This window comes from Gymnodinialimonas sp. 202GB13-11 (genome assembly GCF_040932485.1).
In the GTDB taxonomy this organism is placed as follows: Bacteria; Pseudomonadota; Alphaproteobacteria; order Rhodobacterales; family Rhodobacteraceae; genus Gymnodinialimonas; species Gymnodinialimonas hymeniacidonis.
On the sequence record NZ_JBFRBH010000001.1, the window covers coordinates 2,583,597 to 2,609,803 of the forward strand.

The window sequence follows — 26,207 nt, forward strand, 5'->3', positions numbered from 1 at the left end:
AAAATGCACAAGATTTCATCGCTCATATCACAACAAATTCAAGACAGCTTCGCGCGACAGGGCATGATGCAGTCGCTCGGCGCGCAGATTGAGCGCATCGCAAGCGGCGAAGTTGTCCTCAGTCTTCGACCCAACCCTGAAATGAGCCAGCAACACGGCGTCGTTCATGCCGGTGCAACCTTCGCCCTCGGCGACAGCGCGTCGGGCTATGCCGCCCTGACCCAAATGCCCGCTGGGAAGGAGGTTATGACAGTCGAGATGAAGATCAACCTACTCGACCCGGCGGCTGGCGCACGGCTGATTGCCACAGGCCGAGTGGTGAAACCCGGCAAGCGACTTGTCATCACGCGCTGCGATATCGAGGCTGAGGCAGAGGATGGCACCCGCAAGCTCGTGGCGATCTTGCAGGGCACGATGATCCCCGTGGAAGCAACTTAAGCAGTCAGGCCCTGCGGCTCTTCCAATCCGTTTGCCCGGCAGCACGCCGTCAGCGTATTGGCAAGCAGGCAGGCGATGGTCATCGGCCCCACGCCGCCCGGCACAGGCGTCACAGCCGCGGCCACTTCGATGGCTTCAGCATAGTCCACGTCGCCCAGAAGCTTCGTCTTGCCCGGCTTGTCAGGGTGCGGGATACGCGTGATACCCACGTCGATCACCGTCGCGCCCGGCTTCACCCAATCGCCCTTCACCATCTCCGCACGCCCAACGGCAGCAACTAGAATGTCCGCACGGCGACAAACCTCGGCCAGGTCTTGCGTCCGCGAATGCGCGATCGTCACGGTGCAATTCTCTTGCAGCAGAAGCTGGCCCATTGGCTTGCCGAACAGGTTCGACCGTCCAATCACCACGGCCTCCTTACCCGACATATTGCCCACCTGATCGCGCAGCAGCATCAGGCAGCCAAGCGGCGTGCAGGACACAAGGCCCTTCTCACCGCTCGCCAACAGACCCGCGTTCACCACGCTGAGACCATCAACATCCTTCGCCGGGTCAATGCGTGCCACGACACGGCGCTCATCCAAATGATCGGGCACGGGGAATTGGCACAGGATGCCATGCACGCTGTCGTTGGCGTTCAGCTTGTCGATCAGGGCAAACAGCTCTTCCTCGGAAACGTCCGCAGGCAGCTTGTGCTCGAAAGACGCCATGCCGACTTCAACCGTCTGCTTGTGCTTGGCGGCGACGTAAACCTCACTTGCCGGGTCTTCACCCACCAGCACCACCGCCAAGCCGGGTGTAATCCCATGGTCGGCTTTCAAACGTTCGACATGGTCGGAAATCTGGCCCCGCACATTGGCGGCAAAGGCTTTTCCGTCGATTTTCTCTGCGGTCATGGGGTGTCCTCCAACAGGTTCACGACAATCTCGGTCCGCACCGAATTGGCGATGAAACAGGCGTGATGCGCTTTGTCATGCAGCGCTTTGTGGGTGTCTACGTCGGGCGCATCGGCCCATGTGACGCGAATGTTCAGATCGACGCGGGGGATCCACGTCTTGCCGTCCTGTCGGACCAATGCGCCGGTCGCGCGATCCTCGTAGGATTCAGGCTCAAGCCCCGCTTGGCGGGCAAAATCCAGAAACCACAGCATGTGACAGCTTGAGATTGAGGCGATGAAAGCCTCTTCCGGGTCCACCGCGGCGGGGTCGGAATAGGGTTCCGGCACAACGGACGGAGAAGCCGAGGCCGGAACCTCAAGCCCCCCATCGAAGCGCCACATGTGCCCGCGCGTGTAGCGATTGGCGGCGAAGTCGCCGCTCTTCTTCCAGATCACGCGGGCCTCGTGCATCGGCTTAGAACAGCCCTTCGATCTGACCGTCATCGTTGAGGTGGATGGCCTCTGCCGATGGCACGCGCGGCAGGCCGGGCATGGTCATGATCTCGCCGCAGACCGCGACGATGAAGCCTGCGCCAGCGCTCAGCCGCACTTCGCGGACCGGAACGGTGAAGCCCGTGGGGGCGCCGCGTTGGCCCGGATCGGTTGAGAAGGAGTACTGCGTTTTCGCCATGCAGACCGGCAGGTTGCCATAGCCCTGATCTTCCCACAGCTTCAGCTGGTCGAGGATTTTCTTGTCCATCACGGCTTCATCGGCGCGATAGATCTTCTGGCAAACCGTCTGGATTTTCTCGGCCAGCGGCATGTCGTCAGCATAAAGCGTCTCGAACTGTGCTTCGCCCTTTTCAATCACCTCGACGACCTTCTCGGCCAGCGGCGCGGAGCCTTCGGAGCCCAACTCCCAATGCCGCGACAGCACCGCTTCCGCGCCCTGTTCGGCCACATAGTCCTTAACCGCCTGCACTTCCGCGTCCGTGTCGGTGACGAAGTGGTTGATGGCGACCACAACCGGCACGCCAAACCCTTTGAGGTTCTCGATATGGCGACCAAGGTTCGGGCAGCCGGCCTTCACCGCGTCCACGTTCTCGGCACCCAGATCAGCTTTCGCCACGCCGCCGTTCATCTTCATCGCGCGCACCGTGGCCACGCAGACCACAACGCTCGGCGCGAGGCCCGCTTTGCGGCACTTTATGTTCATGAACTTCTCAGCGCCTAGATCCGCGCCGAAGCCCGCTTCCGTCACCACGTAGTCGGCAAGCTTCAGCGCCGTGGAGGTTGCAATGACGGAGTTACAGCCGTGGGCGATGTTGGCGAACGGGCCGCCATGGACAAAGGCCGGGTTGTTTTCCAGCGTCTGCACGAGGTTCGGCTGCATCGCGTCCTTCAACAGCACCGTCATCGCGCCATCGGCTTTGATGTCGCGTGCAAAAACGGGGGAGCGGTCGCGGCGGTAGGCCACGATCATCGCGCCCAGACGCTCCTGCAGGTCCTTGAGGTCCTTCGCCAGGCACAGGATCGCCATGACCTCGGAGGCCACGGTGATGTCAAAGCCCGCCTCGCGCGGGAAGCCGTTGGCCACGCCGCCAAGCGAGGCCGTGATCTGCCGCAGAGCGCGGTCGTTCATGTCCACGACACGACGCCAGACGACGCGGCGCACGTCGATTTCCAGCTCATTGCCCCAGTAGATGTGGTTGTCGATCATTGCCGACAGAAGGCTGTGCGCCGAGGTGATCGCGTGGAAGTCGCCGGTGAAGTGGAGGTTCATCTCCTCCATCGGGACAACCTGCGCATTGCCACCGCCAGCGGCCCCGCCCTTCATGCCGAAGTTCGGCCCGAGCGAGGCTTCGCGAATGCAGACCATCGCGTTCTTGCCAATGCGGTTCAGGCCGTCACCCAGACCCACGGTCGTCGTCGTCTTTCCCTCGCCTGCGGGCGTCGGGTTGATCGCGGTCACAAGGATCAGTTTGCCGTTTTCGCGCGACTGGACGGAGTTGATGAACGACTGGCTGACCTTCGCCTTGTCATGGCCGTAGGGTAGCAGATCATCGCTGCCGATCCCGATCTTCGCGCCGATCTCCTGGATCGGCTTCTTCTGCGCCTCACGTGCGATTTCGATGTCGGATTTAAAGCCCATGGCGCGCGTCTCCCTCGCGAAAATCTTTGTCTCAACTCGCCTATAACGGGCAGACCATGGGCGGATAGGGCCAATTCCGACATTTTCACAGAGCATCCCGTCATGGCGCGTGCGCGACGTTTCCGAAAGGAAAATACGCCTCACGGGGGAACCAACAGCAGATTTGCACCGTTTCTTAACAAATCCAGCGTTTATGTTGGGCACTGTCTGCTATTTGGGGGAAACACGATGCAAATTCGCGCAATCAGCTTCATGATCTATACCGGCCTTGCGATGGGCATGTCCGCTGGCGTCGCTCTGCTCTCGATTGCCGTCTGATCAACAAAGCCGCGGCATCTTCCGGGATTTGTGTTAGCGTGCCTTTAGCAAAGCGGAGGACAGCGGATGCAAGACCCAAAGGAATTCATGGCAAAGGCCCAGGCCCAGATGGAAAGCTGGACCGCTGAAATGGGCAAAATGCAGTCCAAAATGATGGAGGCCGGCGCCAAGGGTCAGGCTGAGATGGCTAAGCAAATGGACTCGCTCAATGAGCAGCGCAAACATGCCGAGGCGCAGATGGAAGAGCTTGGCAAAGCCAACATGGAGGCCGCGAAGGAAATGCAGGCCAGCGTCCAGAAGATGTGGACTGACATGGAAGCTCAGATGAAAGAGATGCAGAAAAAGATGATGGGTTGACGCGACAGCGGCGCCCTTAGCAAAAAGCCCCGGCCATTCGACCGGGGCTTCTATATGTCTTGGTAACCGATACTATGCTGTCGGCTCAGGCTCCATATCGCCCGATGGCTTGGACTTCGGCGGCAGCTTTGGAATTGCCGTCACCGATGGTGTCCCGCCTGAACTTGGCGCTTCATCATCGTCGTCGCCCCGGTTGAGCGGCTCACCCGCGATCACCTTCGTAATCTCTTTGCCGGTCAGCGTCTCATATTCTAGCAAGCCTTGCGCCAGACGCTCAAGATCATCGGCCTTTTCTGTCAGGATGCGCTTGGCAGTGTCGTAGCCTTCGTCCACCAGCTCCTTGACCTTATCGTCGATGATCTTCTGCGTCGCGGCCGAGTGGTTGGTCCCACCACCATAGCTGCCCAGATAGGACTGCTGTTCATTGGCGTAATCGATGTAGCCAAGCTCTTCAGCATAGCCGAACTGGGTGACCATCGCGCGGGCGATCTTGGACACTTGCTGAATGTCCGAAGCCGCGCCCGAGGTGATGTTCTCCTTCCCGAAGATCAGCTCCTCCGCCACACGTCCACCCATCGCCATGGCGATTTTGGAGGTGTATTTGCGGTACGAAACGCTCAGTTGATCCCGCTCCGGCAAGCTCAACACAAGACCCAGCGCGCGGCCGCGCGGAATGATCGTCGCTTTGTGGATCGGATCGTGATCAGGAACGTTCAGGCCGACGATGGCATGGCCCGCCTCATGGTAAGCAGTGAGCTTCTTCTCATCCTCAGTCATGACCATGGAGCGGCGTTCGGCCCCCATCATCACCTTGTCCTTGGCGTTCTCGAAATCTTCCATCGTCACGAAACGCCGGTTCACGCGTGCGGCCATCAGCGCCGCCTCGTTTACCAGGTTCGCCAGGTCAGCACCCGAAAATCCCGGCGTGCCGCGCGCGATGATCCGCAGATCCACATCGGGGCCAAGCGGCACTTTCCGGGCATGGACGCCCAGAATGCGCTCGCGGCCTTTGATATCGGGGTTTGGCACCTGAACCTGACGGTCGAACCGGCCTGGACGCAGCAGCGCGGGGTCCAAAACGTCGGGGCGGTTGGTCGCGGCGATGATGATGATGCCTTCATTGGCCTCAAAACCATCCATCTCGACCAGCAGCTGGTTCAAGGTCTGCTCACGCTCGTCGTTGCCGCCGCCATAGCCCACGCCACGGGACCGGCCCACGGCGTCGATTTCGTCGATGAACACGATGCAGGGCGCATTCTTTTTCGCCTGCTCGAACATGTCGCGCACGCGGCTTGCACCCACACCCACGAACATCTCAACGAAGTCAGAGCCGGAGATGGTGAAGAACGGCACGCCAGCCTCACCCGCAATCGCGCGGGCCAGAAGCGTTTTACCAGTGCCCGGAGGGCCGACCAAAAGCGCACCTTTGGGGATCTTGCCACCGAGGCGCGAGAACTTCTGCGGGTTGCGCAGGAATTCGACGATCTCTTCCAGTTCGTCCTTGGCCTCGTCGATGCCTGCCACGTCATCGAACGTCACGCGGCCATGCTTTTCAGTCAGCAACTTGGCCTTGGATTTGCCGAAGCCCATCGCACCGCCACGGCCACCGCCCTGCATCCGGTTCATGAAGAAAATCCAGATGCCGATCAGGACCAGCACCGGCAGCCACAGCGACAACACACTCAGGAAGCCCGAGGTCTGCTGCGGTTGCGCTTCGATGCGGACGTCATTGTCCAGCAGCGTCTGCGTGGTTTCCGCGTCGTTCGGTGCGATCGTGGAATAAGTGCCGTCGCCGGTGGTGAATTCAACATTCTCCCCATCCAGCGTGGCCGACAAAACGCCACCGTTTTCAACCTGTTGCACGAAATCGGAATAGGCCACGGTGCGGCTGTTCACCTGGCTCTGACCACCTGAGAACAGGTTGAAGAGCGCCAGGATCAACAGAAACAGAATGACCCAGAATGCGATGTTTCTCGCGTTACCCAAGGGAGATCTCCTCGAAACGAGTAAAGGCGGGCCAATGCCCGCGTTGCGTCTAAGATAAGGTTTGAGGGGGCAAGTTCAACGCGATTCAAGGAATGTGATGAATTGTCCCGCCGGGGGCGCGAAACGGACCTGGAATTCAGGCGACGTATGAATGGGGTGCCAAGCGATAAGCCGGTCCCCGGCAAAGACAGCAGGAAACGTGATCGCCGCATCGTGTGGCGGCAGATCGCCCGGCTTGTCGACGGCCTGTTTCCAGCCGTCCGGCCCCAGCGCGCGGAGCGTCAGGCCCTCAGGCTTGGTCGAACACACGTGCCACCGCGTGTCCCACGCCACTTCAGTCGTACCAATGGGCGTCTGCGCTCCATCCACCGCGGCATATTCCCGGCTGACGCGGATCTTCGACGGTGTCACCATCACTCGCGCGCCGTGAAGCGTGCCGCCTCCACCCGACAGCGCCCGATCCAGCAGGGCCTCCAAAGCCGAGGCGCGGGGGCGGTAAGTGGCAGAGCTGACCCATTGCAAAGCGGCTGCGAGAATTCGCAGCTGCGTGTCGGCCTCAACCTCCGCGAACCGATCCCGATCAATCAGCAGATCACCGGTTGGCATGTAATCGCACTTTTCTTGTGTAACACAGTCCCGCGCCACATCCGCCGCCCGTCGCGATAACGCGACCGAGGCGCGCTGCATCCGCTCAGCCGTCGCGGTGAACGTTGCGGCCTCAATTCCAAGGCCAGCAAGGGCCTGTCGCGCCTTGACCCGATCAAAACGCGGGTCGTCGTTGGAGGGGTCATCGACATAAGGCACTTTCAGCGTGTTGATGTGGTGGCGCAGATCGGCGCGGGCCTCTCGCGTGAGAGGGCGAACCACTTTGAACGGCGCCTTCTGTCCTCGAACCGAGCGCATGTCAGACATCGCTGAAAGCCCCTCCACCCCCGACCCGCGGGCCAGCCGCATCAGGAAGGTCTCGGCAACATCGTCCTGCGTATGGGCCATCAACACATGGGCAATCTTGCCGCGCCACTGGTCGATCAGTTCAAGCCGCGCCCGCCGCGCCGCGTCTTGCAGATTGCCCTCACCATGCCACTGCCAACGCAGCGTCTCGTGCGGATGGCCAAGCAAGGCGCATTCCTTGGCCACCATCGCGGCCTCATCGGCGCTATCGGCGCGCAGACCGTGATCCACGGTCACTACCCACAGCTTCACGCCAAAGACATGTGCCCAGTCATGGGCCAGCGCCAGCATCGCCATGCTGTCGCCCCCGCCGGAAACGGCCAATGCAATGTCGGTGGGGAAGTCAGGCCCGAGCAGATGGCCCATACGGGCCGCAAACCGCTCGGGCAGAGTTTCGCTCACTGGCAGCCCAGACGCCCGCGTTCAGCCTGCGCTTCAGCCACGGAGGCGGAGCCGGGGTAGCGCACGGCGACCTCGGCCAAAGTCAGGCAGGCTTCTTCGGTTTGGCCGATCTGCGCCAAGGCCACGCCAAGCGATGTCAATGCAACGGGCGCGCGCTGTCCGTCGGGATTGGCTGAGAAACTATCTAGAAAGGCCCGCGCCGCCGGGCTCCACCGGCCCTGGTTCGCCTCTGCCTCACCGCGGAGGTAATGCGCATCCGCCGACAGCGGACTACCCGGATAGTTGTTGGTGAAGGCCTCGAACATGATCGCCGCGTCCGCGTATTCGCCACCGTCGAAGGCCGTACGCGCACGGTTGAAGTCTTCCTCTTCCGCAACGGCAAGGTTCGCGCCGCCGGTATCGGGCAAGGTCGACGCCGCAATCTCACCTCCTGTGGGCGCGGGTGCGGTCGCAGCCCCGCCTGAGGCCGGTGTCACACCACCGAGCGAGGGCGTGTCGCCAAGCGTGGCGATGTCGCAATCATCTTCCAATTCGCACAGGCGGAACTCCAGATCACCGATCCGGTTCGTCCCATCCCGCACCACGCCGTCCAGATCAATCTGGATGCGTTCAGTCAAAGCGGTTAGCCGCTGAACTTCGGCCTCGATGGCATTTACACGGTCAATCGTGCCGCCTGTGGCCCCTGTTCCACTGGCACCACCTGTGGTGTTCAGCTCACCGCGAAGGCGTTGAATTTCAACGAACAAAACCGAAAGCTCCTGCCGGATATCGGCGAGGGTCTGCGCACGGTCCTGCGCAAGCGCGGGACCGGCCACCAGAAAGGCACAAAGGGCAACGACCAGACGCATCTTACGCTCCAAGACCTGCCGAGATCACCGTGACCGCGCGGCGGTTCTGGCTGTAGCACGCCTCGGTCGAGCAAATCTCAATCGGGCGCTCTTTACCATAGGAGATCGTGCGCAACCGGTTGCCAGGCACCCCTTGGGAGATCAGGTATTCCTGCACCGCCGCCGCGCGCCGTGCGCCAAGGGCAAGGTTGTATTCGCGTGTGCCCTGCTCATCCGCATGGCCTTCGATCAACGCGGTGAATTCGGGGTTCGACAGCATCCACTGCGCCTGACCGGCCAGAATGGTCTGCGCCTCAGCCGACAGGGTGGATTGGTCCACGGCAAACAGCACGCGGTCGCCAACGACCTGATTGAAGTAGGCCGGGCTTGACGGATCGTTCACGCCGCCAGCACCTGCACCCGCGCCAAGCGCGCCGTTGGCACCGGTACCGCCGCCAGCTTCGTCATCGCCGCGGAACCCGCCTTGCGAACAGGCGGCGAGCGCCAGAGTGCTTACCAGAAGGACCGCCGGGGCCTTGCGAAAGATGTTTGTCAGTTTCATTGCTCTGATCCTCGGATCTTGTTTTTTGAACTCATACCATGCGCGGCCCGCCCGCGCCAATCACGACTAGCTTTGAAGCGGCCCCCAGGCTGGGTCCGATGCCATGCCGGGCGTCGCCACCCGTTGCAGGTTCCGACCCGAGATATCGACCGAATAGACCGCGGGTGCCCCATCATCACCCGGTGTCTCGCGGGTGAACATGATCACGCGGCCATTCGGCGCCCATGTCGGCCCTTCATCGAGGAAGGACGACGTCAGCAAACGTTCTTCGCTGCCATCAGTGCGCATCACACCAATGTGGAAGCGCCCGTCCGCCTGATAGGTGAAGGCGATGTAGTCACCACGCGGCGACCAGACGGGCGTGCCGTAGCGGCCAGCCCCGGTCGAAATCCGGCGCCCTTCGCCGCCGCCAGCGGGCATGATGTAGATCTGCTGCTGCCCGGTCCGGTCCGACTCAAACACGATTTGGCTGCCATCAGGGCTGAAGGATGGACCCGTTTCGATAGAGGGCGATTGGGTGAGTTGCGTGCGCGACCCGCCCCCAAGGGCAAGGCCATAGATGTCGGTATTGCCGCCCTGCTCCAGACTAAAGACCACGTTCTGACCACTTGGCGCAAAACGCGGGCTAAAGGTCATGTTGCCACCCGGGATTGCCTCCAGTGGCCTGCGCTGCACCGACGCGACGTCCATCAGATAGACCTGCGGGAAACCGCTCTCATAGCTCGTGTAGAGGATCTGATCGCCAGAGGGCGAGAAACGCGGCGCCAGAACCAGCGCGCGACTGTCGGTCAGATACTGCACGTTCGCGCCGTCATAATCCATGATCGCGAGCCGCTTGAGGCGCGCATTCTTTGGCCCTTCTTCGTGGATGAACGCCACGCGCGTGTCGAAATAGCCGCTTTCGCCGGTGATGCGGGAATAGACCTGATCGGCCACGTTATGCGCCATGCGCCGCCAGCTGTTGGCGGGGCCAACGAATTGCAGACCTTCACCCAAAGGCGCTTGGCTGAACACGTCGAACAGGCGGAAGCGGACCACGATATTGCCGTCACCGCGCGCCTCAACCTCGCCGGTGATAAGCGCCTGCGCGTTGATCGCCTGCCAATCGGGGTAGCTGACCGGTGCGTTGAAGCTCGTGACCTGAGAGATGTAGGCATCCTGCGGGATCTGCCGGAACAGCCCCGTGCCGCGCAAATCGGCCGCAATCACGCGGCTGATGTCGGCCGCCGCATCCCCTGACCCAATGAACGTGGGCAGCGCGAAGGGAAGCGGTTCAATCACCCCTTCCGTAATTTCCAAACGCAATGGGCCGTCTTGCGCCAGTCCGATTTGCGGCAGGGCCGTAGAGGCCAGAAGAAGGCTGGAAGAACCGATGAAATTCCGGCGTGTCAGCATAACACCACCTCTTTTGTGAATGGGCGCGGCATGGGCCGCGAGGTATTTGGGAAGCAATGACACATGTTCAATTGCCTCCTGTCTGTGAGGGATCAAAATTGATTTCGACCCGCTCCCAATAGGGGAAAGCGGCGGCGGGCAGGTCATAACCCGCCTCGCCACACCGGATGACCGCACGACGCGCGGCAAGGAAGGCCAGATCAGCGGCATCCTGATCGTCCACCGAGGCCGAAACCAATTCAAACGTATTGGGGATCGGTTCCGCCTCAGGCGTCATGGAAAAGCGCACGACGACCGCAACATTGCCGGCCTCCGCGTTGTTGCCGGTGTTCCAGCACGCGCGCACCTGCGTGATGAAGCTGGCGGTTTCCTCTTGCGTCAGGGGCCGCGTCGCTTCGGCCACCGCTGGAACCGCTTGCGTCTCCGCGTCTTCGGCCGCGCGAGCTTCGGCAGCAGCGGCACGCTCCGCCTCGCTCGGGCGGGGAACGGGCACGACGCTTTGTGCAAAAGCAGGCACAGCAGCAAGCAAAAGGACAGCGCCTAGGCGCAGGGGGGGGATCATCTCAAGCGGACTCCGTTTCGGTCAAATACTAAGGTCGCGGGGCGTGTTGCGGGCTCAGACCCGGACGCCTCCGCACAGCCGATCAACGCGCCACGCGCGGCATCAAAGGCTTCGGCTGCGGAGGATGACATGACATGGCCGAAGCCGGTCAATTGGATGCTTTGGGCGGCCGGCATGTTCATCTCATCCAGCGCCACGCTGACCGAAAGGCGCGCCCAACCGGCCTCAGCCCCCAAATCCGCGTACTGCCAGCAAATCGCTGCATCCGCGATCATCCGCGCTACGGCATTGGCATCGGGCGCGGGCAGTTCAGGCGCGGCATCTGGGTCAATCGGTGGTTCATCAGCAAGCGGCATGTCCGGCAAGCTTAACGGTGGCAGCGGTTGCGGGGCCGGGCGCGGCTCGGTCAAAAGAACGGCAGCCATTGCCTCCGGCGCTGGGGCCGTTGGCGGCACGCTGCGGGCCTGCGCGTCGGGGGCATTGGGCAAAAGCTCAGGCGGCAGCGCGGAATACGGGAACATATCAGGCGCCGGTTGCGCGGCGAACGACAGACCTTCGGCACGGTCAGGCGCCGGGCTCGGGCCAGGCATCAGGACCGCTGCCAAAGTGGCGGGCGCTGTGGCTTCGGGGGCCGCGACCTCTTCCTGCGCCGAAGGTCCTTCGGGCAATGGGCGCGACAGCACCGGAGCGGGATCTTCGCGCGGTACGAGGAAGGCTGCTGGCTGCACGGTCGGGCGCGCGCCGGTTGAGGTGCCGGGAAGCAAGACAGCCGACAAGGAAGCGGGCTGATTGCGCGGCGACATGGCCGCGACCGCGTGGAGCGCCGTGGGTGTGGGCGCAAGCCGGGGCTGCGCTTCGGCTGCGGCGAAGGCCGATGCAACAACGATATCTTCAGGCGCAAGTGTCGCCAAATCCGGCACCGTATCCGCGCTGACAAACGGGGCGGCTGCCATGATGTCGTGGGCATCATCGGCCAACATCGCTGCGAGTTCTGCGGCAAGCGCTGCTGCATCGTCGATTTCAACGCCGGCAACCTGCGGTGCGGGGTCTTCGACAGGCGCAACCTCGGGTGTTGGATCAACCGCAATCACCGCCGCTTCTTCCACGACGGGCGGAACGCTTTCCTCGGCTGGCGGCTCCATCACCTCCTCAACCTCACGCGGACGTTGCTGGGGTCGCGGGCCGGAATAGGCAGCGTCGACGATAATGGCGACGTCCTGATCTTCCTCTGGCTCTGGGTCAATAACGTCAGCCACGACGGCCAACGTATCCGGGCGCGGCGTTGGCCGGGTCGATGGGGCTGCGGCGGTCTCCGCAGGCGCCGCAATGGCGGGATGCTCAAGGATAACGCCGCTTGCGCTGCCGGTCGCATCCAGCACGACACCGCCAGAAGGCGCGGCCGCGATCAGCGGCGCGGAGTCCGGCGCGGTCAGAATCTCAGGCTGCGATGCGGGGGCCTCTGGCTGGACCGAAATCCACATGCCGGGGCGGTCATTCAAAGCCGTCTGCGCCGCAAGGGGTGAGACCGACGCCATGAGAGAGAAAACAATCGCGGAACGGAACACAGTCATAAGCCCGCCTCCTTCTTTACCGAATACGGGAAAGGCACCGCATGGGTGCTTTGGGGCAGCTTGAGAGGAATGGAGAAACAGGTCATCGCAGGCGCATCCCTTCGGGGTTGAACACCAGTTCAACCTGTTGCCAGCGACCGTAGCTTTCTTCGGGCAGGCCGTAGCCATTTGATCCACAACGGATAATCGCGCGACGGGCCGCTTCGTAAGCTTGCAATGCAGCAGCCTCGGACCCGCCGGAGAACTCGATCATACGGATCGTGCCCGTCTCGGGCCGCGCGTCGCGGGTCATGTCGAATGCTACAACGACGGTTGTGCCGAGCGCCTCGGTTGAAAGCGAGCCAACGTTCCAGCACGAGCTGACTGCCACCCGGAACCCATCCCTTACGCCTTGAGACAGCGGCGGCCCGGCCGGCGCAGAGTCGGCAGCAGGTGTGGGCGTTTCCACCGCCTCAGCGACTGCACCCGCAATCGCGGCGGCCAGCGGGTCTTCCTCAGGCTCAACGCTCGCCGTTTCTTCAACGGGTGCCTCAACCACCGGCTCTTCCGCAGGTTCCTCAACCTCCGCCACAGCCTCTTCCACAGGCTCCTCGACCGGTGCGGGCCGGTTGGGCCGTGCGGTCGGGCGCACAGAGGCTGTTGGAGCAAGCGCCGCGGCCGGTTCGTCGGCCTCGGTCACGATCTCAGTCGTGGATTCCTCGGGCGCAGTCTCGGGCACCTCCTCGACAGGGGTCTCTTCGGCCACAGCTTCTTCCGTGGGCTGCTCCAGAACCTCCGGCGCGGTCTCCACATCCGGTTCGGGCAAGGGGTTTGCCACAGGCGCGATGCGCGGCGCTTCCTCTGGCGTCGGCGTGTCGGACGGATCAGCGTCGGGCGCATCAGGTGGCGGAGCCAGGACAGCAACGTCGTCGCTGACCTGCGTGTCCGGGATTGGGTCCACCGGGACCGGATCACTCTCAGGCGCGGGCGCTTCTGTCTCTGCCGGTTGTTCCGTCACTGGTGGCGGCGCTTCTTGCGTTGGCGTCTCTGGCGCTTCGGTCACATCGGGCAAAGCCGGTGCTTCCGGCGCTTCGATCACGGCGGGCGCATCGGCGGCGCCGCTGGTCAGCGCCTCGAATTCCTCGGCCGTGATCAACGCCACACCCGTCACCTCAAACTCCACCTCCGGGCTGCGGTCGAACAGCAACCCGCCAAAGGCGACCCAGGCCAGAAGGCCCACATGGATCGCTGAAGAGGCATAGAGGGACCGGCGCATCGGGCTATCACTCCCCGCCGTCCAGGGTCGGGCCACCGGCATCGGTCACGAGACCAATCTCACGGAAGCCCGCCGCATTCAGCGCGCCCATCACCTGCATGACATCTTCATAAGGAATGCCACCATCGGCGCGCACAAAGATGCGCGGGCTGTCGCGCTCAGCAGCAATCGCTTGCAGGCGTGGGATGATCTCTTCCCGCGTCACTTCCGTGGTCTGCAGCATCACGCGCCCATCGGCGGCGAGGGTCACGGTCAGTGGCTCTTCCTCTTCGCTTGGCAATGCCTCAGCAGAAGTATCTGGCAAGTCGATAGGAACGCCCACAGTCATCAAGGGTGCGGCCACCATAAAGATAATCAAAAGGCACAACATCACGTCCACGAAGGGCGTGACGTTGATCTCGGACATCGGGCGTGCGCTTCGGCGGCCCCTGCCCCTGCGGCGACGTTGACCGCCGCCCGTCTGGACGGAGGCCCCCATCAGTCGAGCTGCCTGCTGAGAAGGGTGGAGAATTCGTCAGCGAACCCTTCGAAGGTCGCCACAATCTCATCCGCATCACTGGAAAGCTTGTTGTACAGGATCACCGCCGGGATAGCCGCCAGCAGGCCTAGGCCCGTGGCCAAAAGGGCCTCGGCAATACCGGGGGCCACAACGGCAAGCGAGGTCTGCCCGGAAATCGCAATCTCTTGGAACGACCGCATGATGCCCCAGACCGTGCCGAACAGACCCACAAACGGGGCCGTCGCGCCGGTCGTGGCCAGAAAGTTCAGCCCGTTGGTCATGCGCTGGCTTTCGCGCGCAATGGCCACATCCATCGACCGATCCACGCGCTGCTGCACACCGGGGATCAACGCCCCGTCATCGCGCAAGCTGCGCCGCCATTCGGTCATGCCGGCCACAAAGACCCGCTCAGACGCCGAACCCGGCGCGTCGGCCACCTGATCGTAAAGCTCATCGAGCGGCTCACCCGACCAGAAGGCCGCGTCGAAGCCTGCCGCATTGCTGCGCGCGCGGCGGAACATGGCGAATTTCGTGAAAGCGATTGCCCAAACCCAGACGGAGGCGACAATCAGCGCCACCATCACGAGTTGAACGATGAAACTTGCACGGAAGAAAAGGGCGACGAGGGTGAAATCCGCCTCGGTCGCCATAGCGAGCGTCTCTGTTTCCATAACTGGTTTGCTGTCCTCTGCCCGGCCTCAAACGTAAGGGCGCGATTTTTGATGCGCCTCATTTGAGCGGTAGATTAACAGCAATAAAGGGTTATGGCGAACACTTCTGCGTCACGGGCCATCACTTGCCGCGATTGCTGTGACTTTTGCGCGAATATCCGCCGGAAGACGGGCCGCACGCCCCTGTTCGTTAAGGATAACGACCTTGATCCGGGCTTCCATCAGCACCTCATCGCCCCGCAAAATGCGCTGTGGCATGTCGAATGAGGCCCCTTTGAGGGTATCGAGGCGTGTTTCAACCACCAGTTCGTCGTCATAATGGGCAGGTTTGAGGTAATCGGCCTCCACCCGGCGGACCGCGAAAACCAGCCCCGCTGCCTTCATGTCGAGCTGGCTGATCCCGGCGGCGCGGACCATCTCGGACCGGCCACGTTCGAGGTATTTCAGGTAATTCGCGTAGTAGACGATCGCCGCAAGATCGACGTCTTCATAGTACACGCGGAGAGGCCAGTGATGGATCATTGCAACGCTCCCATACGTGCGGCGATCCGCAGGGCCGTCGCGGGTTCTGTTGAGGCGACCGGCAACACCGGGTCATAGCCCGCGCGGATCACGTCCGCGATTTCGGGCCGCAGGACCGCCGCGCCGTTCTCCAGAACCGCCAAGGGCGAGTTTCCCAGAAAGGCCGTGTCCGACCAAAGCAGGATCGTCTGCACCACTTGGCTCAGCGCGATCGTTTCCGCCGGGGCCGCACTCATCGCCTCGTCCATCCGCACGAACACAAACGCCGCCTTGATCCCACCATCGGCATCGAACCGAAAGCTGCGATACTGGTTCGCATCCGCCCCCTTCAGACGTTCCACCGTCGGCGCAAGGTCGGGGATCAGCCGGTCGAGGTCGGGCACGGCAATCAGCTCATCCCACTCTCGAATGAAAAAGACCATTAGGTTCGCGCCAAGCTCTGGGTCTGTCTCGGCCATCTTGTGACCTGCCAGCGCAACGACCGCCTCAATCGCGCCTTTCAGCACGCTGACAGTCGCATCCTCCACCCCGAACACCACCGGCACGATAGGCCGCCCCCATCGCGCGAACAGGAACGTGCCATCGGCGCGTGTGAACAGCGCTTCGATCTCAGCGGGGTCGCTCATTCAAACCCATCCGCAATTGCAGCACGGAATGAAGGGGCGTCCGCCAGACCGAAGGTGCGATCGGGGTTTCCGGACGAACGGATAACGGCTGCCACCGCGCCATCGCTGATGCGGATGCCAATGGCGCCCATGTCCAGCCCGCAGGCATGGGGCTGACATCCCGTTGCAAAAACCCAATCGCCCTGTTGCGCTACGCTTGTGCCGACCAGAAGCCGCACCCAAAGGTCCTGCATCTCCCACACCTGCATCGCGCTCTCGAACCGCGCGCGCTCGCTCGGGTCTTCAAGCATGTTTGCGGCATGCTCTCCCAGCCACCGGGTCACATCCGCGCCCGCGCCGGCAGCCTCCGCCGGTGGGGCGTAGTGCAACGTCTCGGTATAAGCATCCCCCTGCCAGCGGATTGTCACATGGGTCACGAGGATGTTCGGTTCCATCCGATCCACTTCGACCCAATCCGCAGCTGCGCGAATGTCCAAAAGCAAGCCATCGCAATCGCTGATCGGCTGGCCCGCCGCCACGCCATCGGCCCCGACACGCAGCAGATAGGCCGCCCCACCGCAGGAATTTCCGCCGTGGTGGTGACTGGCCAGAACCCAGTCAAAGTCGCCCTCCGACGGTTGATGCCAGTTCACCCACCAGCGCCCATCTTCGGGCAGCGGCAGCTGTGTCTGATTGTGCCACAGTGTGAACTGAAAATCCGCACCCACGGCATGGATTTCCCCGAACCGCGTATTCACGCGCTCGGCGTAATCCAGCTCGATTTGCGCCTGCGCGGCGCCATCCAAACCAAGCGCGCATAGAGCAGCCGCAATGAACCATCTCATAGCAAATCCCCCTGCTCCGGCCGCTTTGGCGCAGCAAGCCCGAGATGGCTCCACCCCTTGTGCGCCAGCATCCGCCCGCGCGGCGTTCGCGCGATCAGGCCCTGTTGCAGAAGGAACGGCTCGATCACCTCTTCCAGCGCGTCGCGGGGTTCCGCCAAAGCAGCGGCAATCGTCTCAATCCCCACGGGACCGCCCTGATAATTCTCGGCGATCAGAGAAAGATAACGCCGGTCCGCCCCATCCAGCCCCAGCGCATCCACGCCAAGCCGCGTCAGCGCGCTGTCGGCAATCGCCCGGGTCAGCCGCCCGTCGCCTTCGACAACGGCAAAGTCGATGACACGCCGCAACAGCCGCCCCGCAATCCTCGGCGTACCCCGCGCGCGTTTGGCGATCTCTCGTGTGCCTTCCGGGTCCGCTTCGATCCCGGCCAGCCGCGATCCACGTGCCACGATCAGGTCCAACTCATCCTCGGTATAGAAATTCAGCCGCGTCGGAATGCCAAACCGGTCGCGCAATGGCGTGGTCAGGAGGCCAAGCCGCGTCGTCGCACCCACTAGCGTAAACGGCTGCAATTCAATCCGCACCGTCCGCGCGGCAGGCCCCTCCCCGATCACCAGATCCAGCTCAAAATCCTCAAGCGCAGGATAGAGTACCTCTTCCACCGCCGGGTTCAGTCTGTGGATCTCGTCAATGAACAGCACATCGCGCGCCTCCAGGTTCGTCAGGATCGCTGCCAAATCCCCAGCCTTGGCCAGAACAGGGCCAGACGTCATCCGAAACCCGACCCCCAATTCCTTCGCCATGATCTGTGCCAACGTGGTCTTGCCCAAACCGGGCGGCCCGTGGAACAGCACATGGTCCATCGCCTCACCGCGCCGTTTCGCGCTTTCGATGAACACGCGCAGGTTCGCGCGCGCCTCTTCCTGACCTGTGAAATCGTCAAGCGATTGCGGACGCAGGGCGCGGTCATCTTCCGGCTGTCGGTCCGGGCGCAGGGTTGGATCAGGCTCTGTCATATCCATCGCTTATGTCCCGTCGCCACGCGCGCCGCTAGTCCTTGGGTGCCAGCAACCGCAGCGCCGCGCGGATCAGGCCGGAGGTCTCGCTTTCGCCATCTGCCGCCTCGGCCACGGCGCGTGCCGCATCGGAGGGCGCATAGCCAAGGTTTTGCAACGCCGAAAGCGCCTCAGCCTGCGCATTCGACGCGGCCGCGCGCGGCTTGGGGGCCGGCGCATCGTCCACCACCAAAGGCTCCGCCGCCTCGTCCCCCATCGCAGCACCAAGCGAACCGCCCTGCGCCATCGCCGCCGGGGCCTTGTCCTTCAACTCCATCACCACCCGCTGCGCCAGCTTCGGCCCGACGCCTTGCGCGGCCTTCACCGCCGCCGCATCGCCAAGCGCAATCGCGCGCGCCACTCCCTCGGCCCCAAGCGTGCCAAGGATGGCCATGGACGCCTTCGCACCTACGCCTTGAACGGAGATCAGCAACCGATGCCATTCCCGTTCATAAGGCGTGGTGAAGCCGAACAGCTGCAACAGGTCTTCGCGGACCAGCAACTCCGTATAAAGCGACACCGCCTCCCCCGGCCCTGGCAGCGCGGCAAGCGTCCGGTCCGAGCAGTGCACAACGTAACCCACGCCACCCACATCAATCAGCGCGTGGTCATTGGCGCGGTAGTCCAGCCGACCGGTCAGCTTGCCGATCATGATGCCGCCCCAATCGCTGCGGCTAACCGACCGGCAGTTGCTGCGTGAAAGGAATGGCAAATCGCAATCGCCAGCGCATCGGCGGCATCGGCATTCTCTGGTGCGCAGCCCGGCAATTGCAGCCGCACCATATGGTCGATCTGCCGCTTGTCGGCATGGCCCACACCAACCACGGCCTTCTTCACCGCATTGGGCGCATATTCGGCCACCGCCAGACCCGCCTGCGCGGGCACCAGCATCGCGATCCCGCGCGCCTGACCCAGCTTCAGCGTGCCCGCGCCATCGCGGTTCACGAATGTCTGCTCCACCGCCGCCGTTTCGGGCGCGTAGCGGGCCACAACATCAGTCAGTTGGATATGCAACGACAGCAAGCGGTCCGCCAGATCGGTACCTGTGCTTTTGCAGGTGCCATTGGCCACATGGCTCAACCGCCCATTCACGGCGTCGACCACACCCCAGCCCAGACATCTCAGCCCGGGGTCAATTCCAATGATGCGCATGCCCTGCTCTTCCCGCCTGTTTCCGGCCTTTCAATCGCCACTAGCACGAAACGCGAACATCGCCAAGCAGAGCCTGTGTGAAGGCGGTTTTCGACGCACCGATGTCGCTTTCAGATCACGCGGAGGTTTTCCGACATTTTTCTGCAGATTTTCGACATCCACATCGCGGATTCTTGGATGAAAAACGGCAGGTTACGTCGATTTTGAGCTATGCAGAAATTGCATGGAGCCCATGCAAAAAATCGTCTTGTCCGGCGCAATTTCCAACTCTAGATGCCGTTCATCTTGAGGCGATGAAAATCATCGTCGGACAAGTCAAAAACACGAAACTGGAAAGGATGAGACCTATGGCCATCATCACCAATCGCCCGCTCGGCGCGGGGTTCAACGCCACCCGGATCCTCTCCGATCTGGTTGCAAAAGTCGCTGCCTGGAACGATGCGCGCGTCACGCGCAAAGCGCTGTCGGCCCTGTCAAACCGTGAGCTTGACGATCTCGGCCTGAACCGCGGCGACATCGAAGACATCGCAAGCGGTCGTCACGTTCGCTGATCTGCGACTGCTCAAAATAAGAAAAGGGCGACCGGTGGGACATCCGGTCGCCCTTTTTTTTGTCGGTGGCGGGGTGGGACAGCCCCGTACCAATTCAAAGCATCAGGTGCAAAGCGTGCGCGGTTCAGCGCAGGCCGCTTGCAACCAGTGCGTTAATCTCATCAATCCGATCCACACCCCACAAGGTCATCGCATCGGGCAGAAGGATGATCCCGGCGATCTGTTCGAAGCTGGACCCCGAAAGCAGGCTCTGCACTTCAAGCGTGTAGATATCCACGCCGAGGAACCAGATCAGATAGGATTTCACGGCCGCCACAATGAAGAGCGCCAGCATGAGGCCCTTCAGCGGGAACGCGAAGCGAAGACGGGAGGAGGGTTGACCGATCGCGGTGACGACACCGTCCGGATGGACGACAAAGCCCATGCCACCACGCTTCCGGCGCCGTGTGCGCTGGATGCGGTGTAACCGCGACTGGAACTGTTCAGTTTCATTTACCATTGGGCAGCTCTAACACAACATTGCTGCCCCCACCGGGAATTTACATAGCAATTCCCTGGCTTAATTGCGACAGATTTTAGGCAACTTATCCGAGCAAGTCTGACGTTACGTCATTTTCGCCGCTGCAGGGTGAGAGTGGTCCATTCGCCGATCTCGTCACGCGCTTTCAGGTCAAAGCCAGCCCCATCGTAGGCCGCAACAACCTCATCGGCTTGCGGGTTGAGAATGCCCGACAGGATGACATGACCATCCGCTGCGGTGTGGGCGGCCATAGAAGGAGCCAGATCGACCAGCGGACCTTTCAAAATGTTAGCAAAAACAAGATCGTAAGGCGCTTTCTGCCCAAGATCAGGATGCTCAAACCCCGCCGCTTCGACGCAGTCAACCAATGCCTCCACGCCGTTGGCACGGGCATTGGCCACCGCCGTTTCTACCGCCTGCGGATCAATGTCTGACGCCATCACAGACCGGTTCAAAACCTTCGCTGCCGCAATCGCCAGAACAGCCGTACCACAGCCGATATCGGCCACAGATTGGGGTAAATTCCGATCCGTAAACAGTTTGTCCACGGCCTCCAGACACCCTTTTGTGGTCCCGTGGTGTCCGGTTCCGAACGCCATTGCCGCCTCAATCAGCAGTGGAACCGACTCAGCTGGCACCTTGTCGGCATCGTGGCTGCCATAGACAAAGAAGCGCCCCGCCTCGACCGGATGCAATTCGCGGCGCACTTCGGCCACCCAATCCGTCTCAGGCAGTTCCGACACGGCAAAATCCTTCGCCCCGAAGGCCGCCGCAAGGATCGCCAGCGCGACCTCATCCGGGGCTTCGATGAAATAGGCGCCGACCTCCCACAGGCCTGAGCCGTCCTCCACCTCGAACACACCCACACCGGTTGGGGTCGGGTCGATCTCTTCCAAAGCCGCGCCAAGCGCCTCGGCTTTGGGTTTGTCAGACAATGTGATCAGGGCAGTCCAGGTGGGCATGGGGCCTCCAATTCTTGGTCAAAGGACCGCTATCCGCTTCGCAAAGCAATGGCAAATACGGCGGTGGTATTCCCGACTACACGCAAGGGTGGAAATGCCTCTATCCTCAGGAACGCATTATCGAGGAGCCCCCTTCATGTTCCGTGGACCCCGTGGCCTGATCGTTGGCCTTCTTGTCGCTGCCGTCGCCATCGGCTTTGCCATCACCTTCGGCCTGCGCGGCTCCAATCAGGATGCTGACACGGTCCGTGCCTTCCTTAACCATCTGGCCGCCGAAGAAATCACGCAAGCCCATGGGCTCCTGCACAACTCGATCACCGAACGCCTGCCGGAAGAGGAACTGCGCAGCTCGGTCGCGGGGCTTCAGACATTCGACGACATCTCTTTTCCGTCCTTCAGCTTCTCCACCTCGAACGGCACACGCACGACGGAGCTAACGGGAACCGGCACCACTGCCAGCGGATGCGAAAGTGCGCTGGACTTCGAACTGCTGAACGGCGTCATCACATATTTCAATATCGAGCCGCTCTGCCTTGGCAGTGTGACCGACACATGAAAAAGGCCATCCTCCCCATCACCCTCGGTCTCGCGGGCCTTGGCCTGACGGTCTGGCTCTTCTGGTGGGCCTTTGAAAGCCAGCGCGAAGACGTCGCCGTCGCACGCGCGTTCCTGACCCATATCGCGGCGGAGGAATACGACCAGGCACAGACCCTGCTCACCCCGCTTCTGGCCTCGCGCTTGTCCCCTACGGCCCTCGACCGCCAATTCGGGCGGATCGAACCTTGGGAGCGCCTGCGGTTTGGCGAACGCTCCTCCAACTCCTCAAGCGACGGTCGCCGCACCCAGATTTGGGGCCTCGGGATCACCGTATCGGGTTGCGAAAGCGAGCTGTTCGTGCGCCTGCAAGACGGGCTGATCGACGAATACAACGTAACCCCCCTCTGTCCGATGATCGGAGAAGACGTATGAGCGAAGACACCAAAACCGGAAAGAACGGCGGTCGTATCGTCCTGATCGTTCTGGGTGTGATCGCGCTTGGCATCGGGTATTGCACCTTTTCCACCAACCGCGACAGCGCGGCGATGGACACCTTCATCGGCCATATAGAGGCAGGCGATTACGAGGCCGCCAGCGCGTATTGGTCGCCCGATATCGCCGATGGGTTCTTGGCCGCGGTCACACCCCCGATCGCTGCCGACATTGCATCGCACGCACCGTATGAGACGCAATGGACCGGCTCGGGCGTCAACGGCGCGGAAAGCTACAGCACCTATACCGCCACCGGCACGATCCCCGATGACGCGGGCTGCGTGCTGGAGATGACGGTCGATTTCGTGAACGGAGAGATCGTGGCGCTCGGCTCAGAAGACAGCTGCCCTGAATAGCCTATTCAGCAGGCTGCGCCGCGCCTCGGGCCAACACCGTCTCGTTGCCCTCTTTCGGGTGGCGCGGCACCAGAAACGAGAGCGCCAGCGAGATGCACGCCATAAGCGCAGCGGCCACAAAGACCGCCGTGGGGGAGGTCAGCCACAAATAGCCTAGGCCAGCCGGCAGGAACACGGCTGCGATGTGGTTGATGGTGAACGCCACAGCCGCCGTCGGTGCGATGTCGGCAGGGTCCGCGATTTTCTGGAAGTAGGTTTTGATCGCCAGAGCCAGCGCAAAGAAGATGTGGTTCACCACATATAGCACAGCGGCGAACACGAAACCCCAGTCGAAGATATAGAGGCCCGCGTAAAGAACGAAGACAGCGGCCAAACCCGAATATTCTACGATCAGCGCCAGACGTTCCCCGAACCGGGCGACGACTTTGCCTAACATCGGCGCCACGATCATGTTGATCAGCAGCGTGACCATATAAAGCGAGGTGATGTGATGGACCTCGAACCCGTAGCGTTCGACCATCATGAAGCCCGCGAAGACGACGAAGATCTGCCGCCGTGCGCCTGACATGAACTGGAGCGCATAATAAAGCCAATAACGCCGCCGCAGGACCATCTGTTTGCGCTGCGGATTGGGGCTTTCGAACTGCGGATAGATCAGGAAACAAACCAAAGCCAAAAGGGCCGTCGCCCCGCCCGACACCCAGTAGACCAGATCATAGCTCAGCTCATAGGTCCGCCATGTGACGACGATCAACAGGTAGGCCAGCAGGGTCGCGCCGGACCCCACGCTCAACAACCAGCCCAAAACCTGCGGCGCGCGATCCTTTTCGATCCATTGCAATTGCAGGCTCTGGTTCACCGTCTCGTAGTAGTGGAATCCGATCGAGCTGATCAGCGTGACGAACAACAATCCCCCCAACGATGGGAACTGAGCCGTTAGTGCTGTCGCGACCCCAAGCAGGATAAGCGAGACCAGGCCCAACACCTGTTCCCGAATGAAAATCAGCAGGAAGATCACGCCAATCGCCAGAAAGCCCGGGATTTCGCGCACGGTATGCAGCCAGCCAATGTCGGATCCATCAAAGCTCGCGACCTCGATAACGAAGTTATTCAGCAGCGCCGACCATGTCGCAAAGGCCACGGGCATCGCGAAGGCCATCACGGCCAACAACGCAATCGGCGTGCGCCAGAACGGCAGCTTTCGCCCCTCTTCAAGGGACGTGATCTTGAGGTTGTCTCCGATGACCATGCCGCTGGCTTACGCCTGTTTGGACGGAATGGCGAGGGCTGGGATAGCGCAAGACGCCGTGCAATACTGCACATGACATGGCCGATACAGCATCCCTTACCCATCAATATGACCGCGCCGCCGATAAGTGGGGCGACAAGATGCGGATGCTTGGCTATGCGGATGGCTATCTGGGATTCCTGACGGGGGCGGGCCTCCGCGCGAAGGCCTCGGACCGCGTCTGCGATGTCGGCTGCGGCACGGGCGCATTTTCGGAAGGTTGGGGCGCGATCTACGGGCCGGAGGCGAATATCACGCTTCTCGAACCCTCCGCCCCGATGCTCGACCGGGCCGAGGCCGCGCTCATCCGACGAGGCGGTCAGGCGCGCAAGGTGCAGGGCGATATTGACACTTTTCGCCCCGATCTGCCGTTCGACCATCTGCTGATGGCCCATGTGATCGAGCATGTCCCAAATCCCGGCGCAGCGCTCGCAACGCTGCGGACTTGGGTGCAGCCCGGCGCAAAGCTGTGGCTTGTCCTGTCAAAACCGCATTGGTGCAACGCGATCATCTGGCTGCAATGGCGCCATCGTACCTTCGAAGCCTCCGAAACCGAGACCCTTCTGCAAAGCGCTGGATGGCAGCTCGACGAAACCTACGCCTTCCCCTCCGGCCCGCCCTCCCGCACCAGCCGGGGGTATCTGGCGACAGCGAGCTAGGGCGCACCCGCCCTCTTTGTTCCATGAAAATGCAAATACGCCCTCGGCCCCACAGGGCGAGATTTGCAATTGGCCACCTGCGGGAGGGCGGGCGGGGCGTCGGCGACAGCCGAGCGTCGCAGCGCCCTATTCGTCAACTCGCCAACACGTTCCGGAACGCCCAGGGCTCACTTTCGTCCAGATCCTCCGGGAACATCTCCCACCGATCCTGCAACGGCGTCCAGTCGGTGTAATGCGCTTCGACCGGCCCAAGATAGGGCCGCTGCACCTCAAGGCACCGCGTATGATCCATCTCGTCAGCCTCCACGATTCCGGCATTGGGGTTCTCCAACGCCCAGACCATCCCGGCCAACACGGCTGACGTCACCTGCAAGCCCGTCGCATTTTGATACGGCGCAAGGTCCCGTGTCTCTTCATTCGACAGGCGCGAGCCATACCACATCGCGTTTTTCTCATGCCCGTAAAGCAACACGCCAAGCTCATCGATGCCTTCGACGATTTCGTCTTCGTTCAGAATGTAATGCTCGGTCTGAGTGATGCCGGAGCCGAACATCTCATGCAAAGACAGAACTGCATCATCGCAAGGGTGGTAAGCATAGTGGCAGGTCGGGCGGTACTCCGGCTCATGCCCCTCCCCCACGGTATAATAATCGCTGATCGAAACGGCCTCGTTATGGGTCACAAGAAAGCCGAACTGCGGCCCCGGCGTCGGACACCAGGTATGGACCCGCGTGATCGCGCCGGGCCGTTCCATCCAGATGGCAGCCTTGCAGCCCGTTTCCTGACGGTGTGCATTGGGCGGGAACCAAGGCTCATGCGTGCCCCAGCCAAGCTCCGCAGGCTGGAACCCTTCGGCGATGAAGCCTTCAACAGACCAAGTGTTCACGAAGAAATCGCGCGGACGCGGGGCAAGGCGCGCCTGCGTGTCCCGTTCGGCGATATGAACACCTTTTACGCCCAGATCGCGCATTAGCGCGGCCCAATCTTCCCGGCTTTGCGGCGTGGCCTCGCGGCCAAGGTCTTTTGCCAGCGTCAGCAGCCCTTCTTTCACGAACCAACTCACCATGCCGGGGTTGGCCCCGCAGCACGACACCGCCGTTGTTCCGCCCGGGTTGGCCGCCTTCTCATCCCGCACACGCTGGCGAAGGGCGTAGTTCGTGCGAGCAGCGTTGTCCTCGGTTCCGAAATAGTAACCCGCCCAAGGCTCCACGACCGTGTCGATATAGGGAACGCCGATCTCGCGGCAGAACTTCATCAGGTCGAGCGAGTCCGTATCCACCGACAGGTTCACGCAGAACCCCTTGCCGGGTTCCAAAAGCCCACCCAAAACCTCGCGGAAGTTGTCTGGCGTCAGGGAAGTGTCCACAAATGCCAAACCATGTTCGCGCAGGAAGTCATGCTGACGCGCATCGGGCTCGATCACGGTAAAGCGGCTATGATCATAGTCGAAGTGCCGCTCGATCAGAGGCCAGGTCCCCTTCCCGATCGAGCCGAAGCCGATCATCACGATGGGACCGTCGATCTTGGCATAGACGGGGTGAGATGTGGTCATAGCGTGCCCTCCGCAAAAGATGCGGCCTGATACGCGCGGATTGGGGAAATGGGAACCGTTTTGCACGCGAAAGAGCCGGTGCGGGCATGTCCCGGCCGGTGACTATTGCGGCTCGGGCTGGGATCGGGCCAGATGCGAGATCCGGCGGAAAGAGCGAACAGGGAGGGCAGCGCTGCCCGAAAGCGATCGAAAGGCCACCGGGTGCCACCCCGACGGCTGGAATGATGCGCGATCCGCGACGCAAGACTGCGCCGTCAATCGTCCTGTCGTTTGGCGGGTTGATGGCCC

General features: G+C 62.0%; 30 protein-coding genes. 7 read left to right on the forward strand and 23 right to left on the reverse strand.

Annotated elements, in window-relative coordinates:
• Positions 1–3: 3 nt before the first annotated feature.
• Positions 4–438, forward strand: a complete 435-nt coding sequence (locus tag V8J81_RS13010) for a PaaI family thioesterase (protein ID WP_368476180.1) — start codon at positions 4–6, stop codon at positions 436–438.
• On the opposite strand, the gene folD is transcribed toward V8J81_RS13010, so the two are convergent.
• Genes folD through V8J81_RS13025 form a run of 3 tightly spaced genes read right to left on the reverse strand, consistent with a single transcriptional unit; the run spans position 435 to position 3,467 of the window.
• Positions 435–1,334, reverse strand: coding sequence for a bifunctional methylenetetrahydrofolate dehydrogenase/methenyltetrahydrofolate cyclohydrolase FolD (folD, locus tag V8J81_RS13015; protein WP_368476181.1), 900 nt, complete (start codon positions 1,332–1,334; stop codon positions 435–437). The two genes, V8J81_RS13010 and folD, sit on opposite strands and share 4 nt — an antisense overlap.
• Complete coding sequence (locus V8J81_RS13020; RefSeq protein WP_368476182.1) at positions 1,331–1,819, reverse strand: OsmC family protein; 489 nt, start codon at positions 1,817–1,819, stop codon at positions 1,331–1,333. The genes folD and V8J81_RS13020 overlap by 4 nt, the downstream gene beginning before the upstream one ends.
• Complete coding sequence (locus V8J81_RS13025; RefSeq protein ID WP_368476183.1) at positions 1,791–3,467, reverse strand: formate--tetrahydrofolate ligase; 1,677 nt, start codon at positions 3,465–3,467, stop codon at positions 1,791–1,793. The genes V8J81_RS13020 and V8J81_RS13025 overlap by 29 nt, the downstream gene beginning before the upstream one ends.
• 384 nt (positions 3,468–3,851) lie before the next feature.
• Here V8J81_RS13025 and V8J81_RS13030 point away from each other — a divergent pair, with 384 nt between their 5' ends.
• The gene (locus tag V8J81_RS13030) at positions 3,852–4,142 is read left to right on the forward strand and encodes a sll1863 family stress response protein (RefSeq protein ID WP_368476184.1); all 291 of its coding nucleotides are present in this window, start codon (positions 3,852–3,854) and stop codon (positions 4,140–4,142) included.
• A gap of 72 nt (positions 4,143–4,214) precedes the next feature.
• Here V8J81_RS13030 and ftsH read toward each other — a convergent pair whose 3' ends face one another.
• The 16 genes from ftsH to ruvC form a co-directional block, all read right to left on the reverse strand.
• Complete coding sequence (gene ftsH, locus V8J81_RS13035) at positions 4,215–6,128, reverse strand: ATP-dependent zinc metalloprotease FtsH (protein WP_368476185.1); 1,914 nt, start codon at positions 6,126–6,128, stop codon at positions 4,215–4,217.
• A gap of 75 nt (positions 6,129–6,203) precedes the next feature.
• Positions 6,204–7,481, reverse strand: a complete 1,278-nt coding sequence (gene tilS / locus V8J81_RS13040) for a tRNA lysidine(34) synthetase TilS (RefSeq protein WP_368476186.1) — start codon at positions 7,479–7,481, stop codon at positions 6,204–6,206.
• Positions 7,478–8,329, reverse strand: coding sequence for a tol-pal system protein YbgF (gene ybgF, locus V8J81_RS13045; RefSeq protein WP_368476187.1), 852 nt, complete (start codon positions 8,327–8,329; stop codon positions 7,478–7,480). Before ybgF ends, tilS begins: the two co-directional genes overlap by 4 nt.
• Position 8,330: 1 nt before the next feature.
• A complete protein-coding gene (pal, locus tag V8J81_RS13050; protein ID WP_368476188.1) occupies positions 8,331–8,870 on the reverse strand; it encodes a peptidoglycan-associated lipoprotein Pal in 540 nt (179 codons plus the stop codon).
• Between the two features lie 66 nt (positions 8,871–8,936).
• Positions 8,937–10,265, reverse strand: coding sequence for a Tol-Pal system beta propeller repeat protein TolB (gene tolB / locus V8J81_RS13055; RefSeq protein ID WP_368476189.1), 1,329 nt, complete (start codon positions 10,263–10,265; stop codon positions 8,937–8,939).
• A 67-nt stretch (positions 10,266–10,332) separates the two neighbouring features.
• Positions 10,333–10,827, reverse strand: coding sequence for a cell envelope integrity protein TolA (gene tolA, locus V8J81_RS13060; protein WP_368476190.1), 495 nt, complete (start codon positions 10,825–10,827; stop codon positions 10,333–10,335).
• The gene (locus V8J81_RS13065; protein WP_368476191.1) at positions 10,824–12,398 is read right to left on the reverse strand and encodes a hypothetical protein; all 1,575 of its coding nucleotides are present in this window, start codon (positions 12,396–12,398) and stop codon (positions 10,824–10,826) included. Before V8J81_RS13065 ends, tolA (V8J81_RS13060) begins: the two co-directional genes overlap by 4 nt.
• An 82-nt stretch (positions 12,399–12,480) precedes the next feature.
• Positions 12,481–13,653 carry a cell envelope integrity protein TolA gene (gene tolA, locus V8J81_RS13070; RefSeq protein ID WP_368476192.1) on the reverse strand — a complete coding sequence of 391 codons (1,173 nt, stop codon included), beginning with the start codon at positions 13,651–13,653 and terminating at the stop codon, positions 12,481–12,483.
• A 7-nt stretch (positions 13,654–13,660) separates the two neighbouring features.
• On the reverse strand, positions 13,661–14,131 hold the full coding sequence (gene tolR, locus V8J81_RS13075; RefSeq protein ID WP_368476193.1) for a protein TolR: 471 nt from the start codon (positions 14,129–14,131) through the stop codon (positions 13,661–13,663).
• Positions 14,131–14,823: a protein TolQ gene (gene tolQ / locus V8J81_RS13080; protein WP_368476194.1), complete on the reverse strand. Its 693-nt coding sequence runs from the start codon at positions 14,821–14,823 to the stop codon at positions 14,131–14,133. Before tolQ ends, tolR begins: the two co-directional genes overlap by 1 nt.
• A 111-nt stretch (positions 14,824–14,934) precedes the next feature.
• Positions 14,935–15,345 (reverse strand): tol-pal system-associated acyl-CoA thioesterase, encoded by a 411-nt coding sequence (ybgC, locus tag V8J81_RS13085; protein ID WP_368476195.1) that lies wholly within the window; start codon positions 15,343–15,345, stop codon positions 14,935–14,937.
• Complete coding sequence (locus tag V8J81_RS13090; RefSeq protein ID WP_368476196.1) at positions 15,342–15,971, reverse strand: hypothetical protein; 630 nt, start codon at positions 15,969–15,971, stop codon at positions 15,342–15,344. The genes ybgC and V8J81_RS13090 overlap by 4 nt, the downstream gene beginning before the upstream one ends.
• Positions 15,968–16,795, reverse strand: a complete 828-nt coding sequence (locus V8J81_RS13095; protein WP_368476197.1) for an Ivy family c-type lysozyme inhibitor — start codon at positions 16,793–16,795, stop codon at positions 15,968–15,970. Before V8J81_RS13095 ends, V8J81_RS13090 begins: the two co-directional genes overlap by 4 nt.
• On the reverse strand, positions 16,792–17,811 hold the full coding sequence (gene ruvB / locus V8J81_RS13100) for a Holliday junction branch migration DNA helicase RuvB (RefSeq protein ID WP_368477641.1): 1,020 nt from the start codon (positions 17,809–17,811) through the stop codon (positions 16,792–16,794). Before ruvB ends, V8J81_RS13095 begins: the two co-directional genes overlap by 4 nt.
• A gap of 34 nt (positions 17,812–17,845) precedes the next feature.
• On the reverse strand, positions 17,846–18,502 hold the full coding sequence (gene ruvA, locus V8J81_RS13105; RefSeq protein ID WP_368476198.1) for a Holliday junction branch migration protein RuvA: 657 nt from the start codon (positions 18,500–18,502) through the stop codon (positions 17,846–17,848).
• On the reverse strand, positions 18,499–19,002 hold the full coding sequence (gene ruvC, locus V8J81_RS13110) for a crossover junction endodeoxyribonuclease RuvC (RefSeq protein WP_368476199.1): 504 nt from the start codon (positions 19,000–19,002) through the stop codon (positions 18,499–18,501). Before ruvC ends, ruvA begins: the two co-directional genes overlap by 4 nt.
• A gap of 77 nt (positions 19,003–19,079) precedes the next feature.
• On the opposite strand from ruvC, the gene V8J81_RS20525 reads away from it, so the two are divergent.
• On the forward strand, positions 19,080–19,553 hold the full coding sequence (locus V8J81_RS20525) for a DUF1127 domain-containing protein (RefSeq protein WP_439649894.1): 474 nt from the start codon (positions 19,080–19,082) through the stop codon (positions 19,551–19,553).
• 124 nt (positions 19,554–19,677) lie between these two features.
• Here the strand turns inward: V8J81_RS20525 and V8J81_RS13120 are convergent, their stop codons facing one another.
• Together V8J81_RS13120 and V8J81_RS13125 are read right to left on the reverse strand one after the other, a co-directional pair.
• Positions 19,678–20,052 (reverse strand): hypothetical protein, encoded by a 375-nt coding sequence (locus V8J81_RS13120; RefSeq protein ID WP_368476200.1) that lies wholly within the window; start codon positions 20,050–20,052, stop codon positions 19,678–19,680.
• 110 nt (positions 20,053–20,162) lie between these two features.
• Positions 20,163–21,035 (reverse strand): 50S ribosomal protein L11 methyltransferase, encoded by an 873-nt coding sequence (locus V8J81_RS13125; protein WP_368476201.1) that lies wholly within the window; start codon positions 21,033–21,035, stop codon positions 20,163–20,165.
• 136 nt (positions 21,036–21,171) lie between these two features.
• Here V8J81_RS13125 and V8J81_RS13130 point away from each other — a divergent pair, with 136 nt between their 5' ends.
• From V8J81_RS13130 to V8J81_RS13140, 3 genes are read left to right on the forward strand one after another with little or no spacing between them, the layout of a single operon-like run.
• Positions 21,172–21,591 carry a hypothetical protein gene (locus V8J81_RS13130; RefSeq protein WP_368476202.1) on the forward strand — a complete coding sequence of 140 codons (420 nt, stop codon included), beginning with the start codon at positions 21,172–21,174 and terminating at the stop codon, positions 21,589–21,591.
• The gene (locus tag V8J81_RS13135; protein ID WP_368476203.1) at positions 21,588–22,004 is read left to right on the forward strand and encodes a hypothetical protein; all 417 of its coding nucleotides are present in this window, start codon (positions 21,588–21,590) and stop codon (positions 22,002–22,004) included. The genes V8J81_RS13130 and V8J81_RS13135 overlap by 4 nt, the downstream gene beginning before the upstream one ends.
• On the forward strand, positions 22,001–22,420 hold the full coding sequence (locus V8J81_RS13140) for a hypothetical protein (RefSeq protein ID WP_368476204.1): 420 nt from the start codon (positions 22,001–22,003) through the stop codon (positions 22,418–22,420). The genes V8J81_RS13135 and V8J81_RS13140 overlap by 4 nt, the downstream gene beginning before the upstream one ends.
• 1 nt (position 22,421) lies before the next feature.
• Here the strand turns inward: V8J81_RS13140 and V8J81_RS13145 are convergent, their stop codons facing one another.
• Entirely contained in the window at positions 22,422–23,669 is a 1,248-nt protein-coding gene (locus V8J81_RS13145) for an MFS transporter (RefSeq protein WP_368476205.1), read from the reverse strand.
• Positions 23,670–23,746: 77 nt separating this feature from the next.
• On the opposite strand from V8J81_RS13145, the gene V8J81_RS13150 reads away from it, so the two are divergent.
• Entirely contained in the window at positions 23,747–24,367 is a 621-nt protein-coding gene (locus tag V8J81_RS13150; protein ID WP_368476206.1) for a class I SAM-dependent methyltransferase, read from the forward strand.
• Between the two features lie 133 nt (positions 24,368–24,500).
• Here the strand turns inward: V8J81_RS13150 and V8J81_RS13155 are convergent, their stop codons facing one another.
• A complete protein-coding gene (locus V8J81_RS13155; RefSeq protein WP_368476207.1) occupies positions 24,501–25,919 on the reverse strand; it encodes a homospermidine synthase in 1,419 nt (472 codons plus the stop codon).
• Between the last annotated feature and the right edge of the window lie 288 nt (positions 25,920–26,207).

What these genes read in the sequence shown, in the direction of transcription:
- V8J81_RS13010 (WP_368476180.1), top strand. Translation starts at nt 4, where the DNA reads ATGCACAAGATTTCATCGCTCATATCACAACAAATTCAAGACAGCTTC.
- folD (WP_368476181.1), bottom strand. Translation starts at nt 1,334, where the DNA reads ATGACCGCAGAGAAAATCGACGGAAAAGCCTTTGCCGCCAATGTGCGG.
- V8J81_RS13020 (WP_368476182.1), bottom strand. Translation starts at nt 1,819, where the DNA reads ATGACGGTCAGATCGAAGGGCTGTTCTAAGCCGATGCACGAGGCCCGC.
- V8J81_RS13025 (WP_368476183.1), bottom strand. Translation starts at nt 3,467, where the DNA reads ATGGGCTTTAAATCCGACATCGAAATCGCACGTGAGGCGCAGAAGAAG.
- V8J81_RS13030 (WP_368476184.1), top strand. Translation starts at nt 3,852, where the DNA reads ATGCAAGACCCAAAGGAATTCATGGCAAAGGCCCAGGCCCAGATGGAA.
- ybgF (WP_368476187.1), bottom strand. Translation starts at nt 8,329, where the DNA reads ATGCGTCTGGTCGTTGCCCTTTGTGCCTTTCTGGTGGCCGGTCCCGCG.
- pal (WP_368476188.1), bottom strand. Translation starts at nt 8,870, where the DNA reads ATGAAACTGACAAACATCTTTCGCAAGGCCCCGGCGGTCCTTCTGGTA.
- tolB (WP_368476189.1), bottom strand. Translation starts at nt 10,265, where the DNA reads ATGCTGACACGCCGGAATTTCATCGGTTCTTCCAGCCTTCTTCTGGCC.
- tolA (WP_368476190.1), bottom strand. Translation starts at nt 10,827, where the DNA reads ATGATCCCCCCCCTGCGCCTAGGCGCTGTCCTTTTGCTTGCTGCTGTG.
- V8J81_RS13065 (WP_368476191.1), bottom strand. Translation starts at nt 12,398, where the DNA reads ATGACTGTGTTCCGTTCCGCGATTGTTTTCTCTCTCATGGCGTCGGTC.
- tolA (WP_368476192.1), bottom strand. Translation starts at nt 13,653, where the DNA reads ATGCGCCGGTCCCTCTATGCCTCTTCAGCGATCCATGTGGGCCTTCTG.
- tolR (WP_368476193.1), bottom strand. Translation starts at nt 14,131, where the DNA reads ATGGGGGCCTCCGTCCAGACGGGCGGCGGTCAACGTCGCCGCAGGGGC.
- tolQ (WP_368476194.1), bottom strand. Translation starts at nt 14,823, where the DNA reads ATGGAAACAGAGACGCTCGCTATGGCGACCGAGGCGGATTTCACCCTC.
- ybgC (WP_368476195.1), bottom strand. Translation starts at nt 15,345, where the DNA reads ATGATCCATCACTGGCCTCTCCGCGTGTACTATGAAGACGTCGATCTT.
- V8J81_RS13090 (WP_368476196.1), bottom strand. Translation starts at nt 15,971, where the DNA reads ATGAGCGACCCCGCTGAGATCGAAGCGCTGTTCACACGCGCCGATGGC.
- V8J81_RS13095 (WP_368476197.1), bottom strand. Translation starts at nt 16,795, where the DNA reads ATGAGATGGTTCATTGCGGCTGCTCTATGCGCGCTTGGTTTGGATGGC.
- ruvB (WP_368477641.1), bottom strand. Translation starts at nt 17,811, where the DNA reads ATGACAGAGCCTGATCCAACCCTGCGCCCGGACCGACAGCCGGAAGAT.
- ruvA (WP_368476198.1), bottom strand. Translation starts at nt 18,502, where the DNA reads ATGATCGGCAAGCTGACCGGTCGGCTGGACTACCGCGCCAATGACCAC.
- ruvC (WP_368476199.1), bottom strand. Translation starts at nt 19,002, where the DNA reads ATGCGCATCATTGGAATTGACCCCGGGCTGAGATGTCTGGGCTGGGGT.
- V8J81_RS13120 (WP_368476200.1), bottom strand. Translation starts at nt 20,052, where the DNA reads ATGGTAAATGAAACTGAACAGTTCCAGTCGCGGTTACACCGCATCCAG.
- V8J81_RS13125 (WP_368476201.1), bottom strand. Translation starts at nt 21,035, where the DNA reads ATGCCCACCTGGACTGCCCTGATCACATTGTCTGACAAACCCAAAGCC.
- V8J81_RS13130 (WP_368476202.1), top strand. Translation starts at nt 21,172, where the DNA reads ATGTTCCGTGGACCCCGTGGCCTGATCGTTGGCCTTCTTGTCGCTGCC.
- V8J81_RS13135 (WP_368476203.1), top strand. Translation starts at nt 21,588, where the DNA reads ATGAAAAAGGCCATCCTCCCCATCACCCTCGGTCTCGCGGGCCTTGGC.
- V8J81_RS13140 (WP_368476204.1), top strand. Translation starts at nt 22,001, where the DNA reads ATGAGCGAAGACACCAAAACCGGAAAGAACGGCGGTCGTATCGTCCTG.
- V8J81_RS13145 (WP_368476205.1), bottom strand. Translation starts at nt 23,669, where the DNA reads ATGGTCATCGGAGACAACCTCAAGATCACGTCCCTTGAAGAGGGGCGA.
- V8J81_RS13150 (WP_368476206.1), top strand. Translation starts at nt 23,747, where the DNA reads ATGGCCGATACAGCATCCCTTACCCATCAATATGACCGCGCCGCCGAT.
- V8J81_RS13155 (WP_368476207.1), bottom strand. Translation starts at nt 25,919, where the DNA reads ATGACCACATCTCACCCCGTCTATGCCAAGATCGACGGTCCCATCGTG.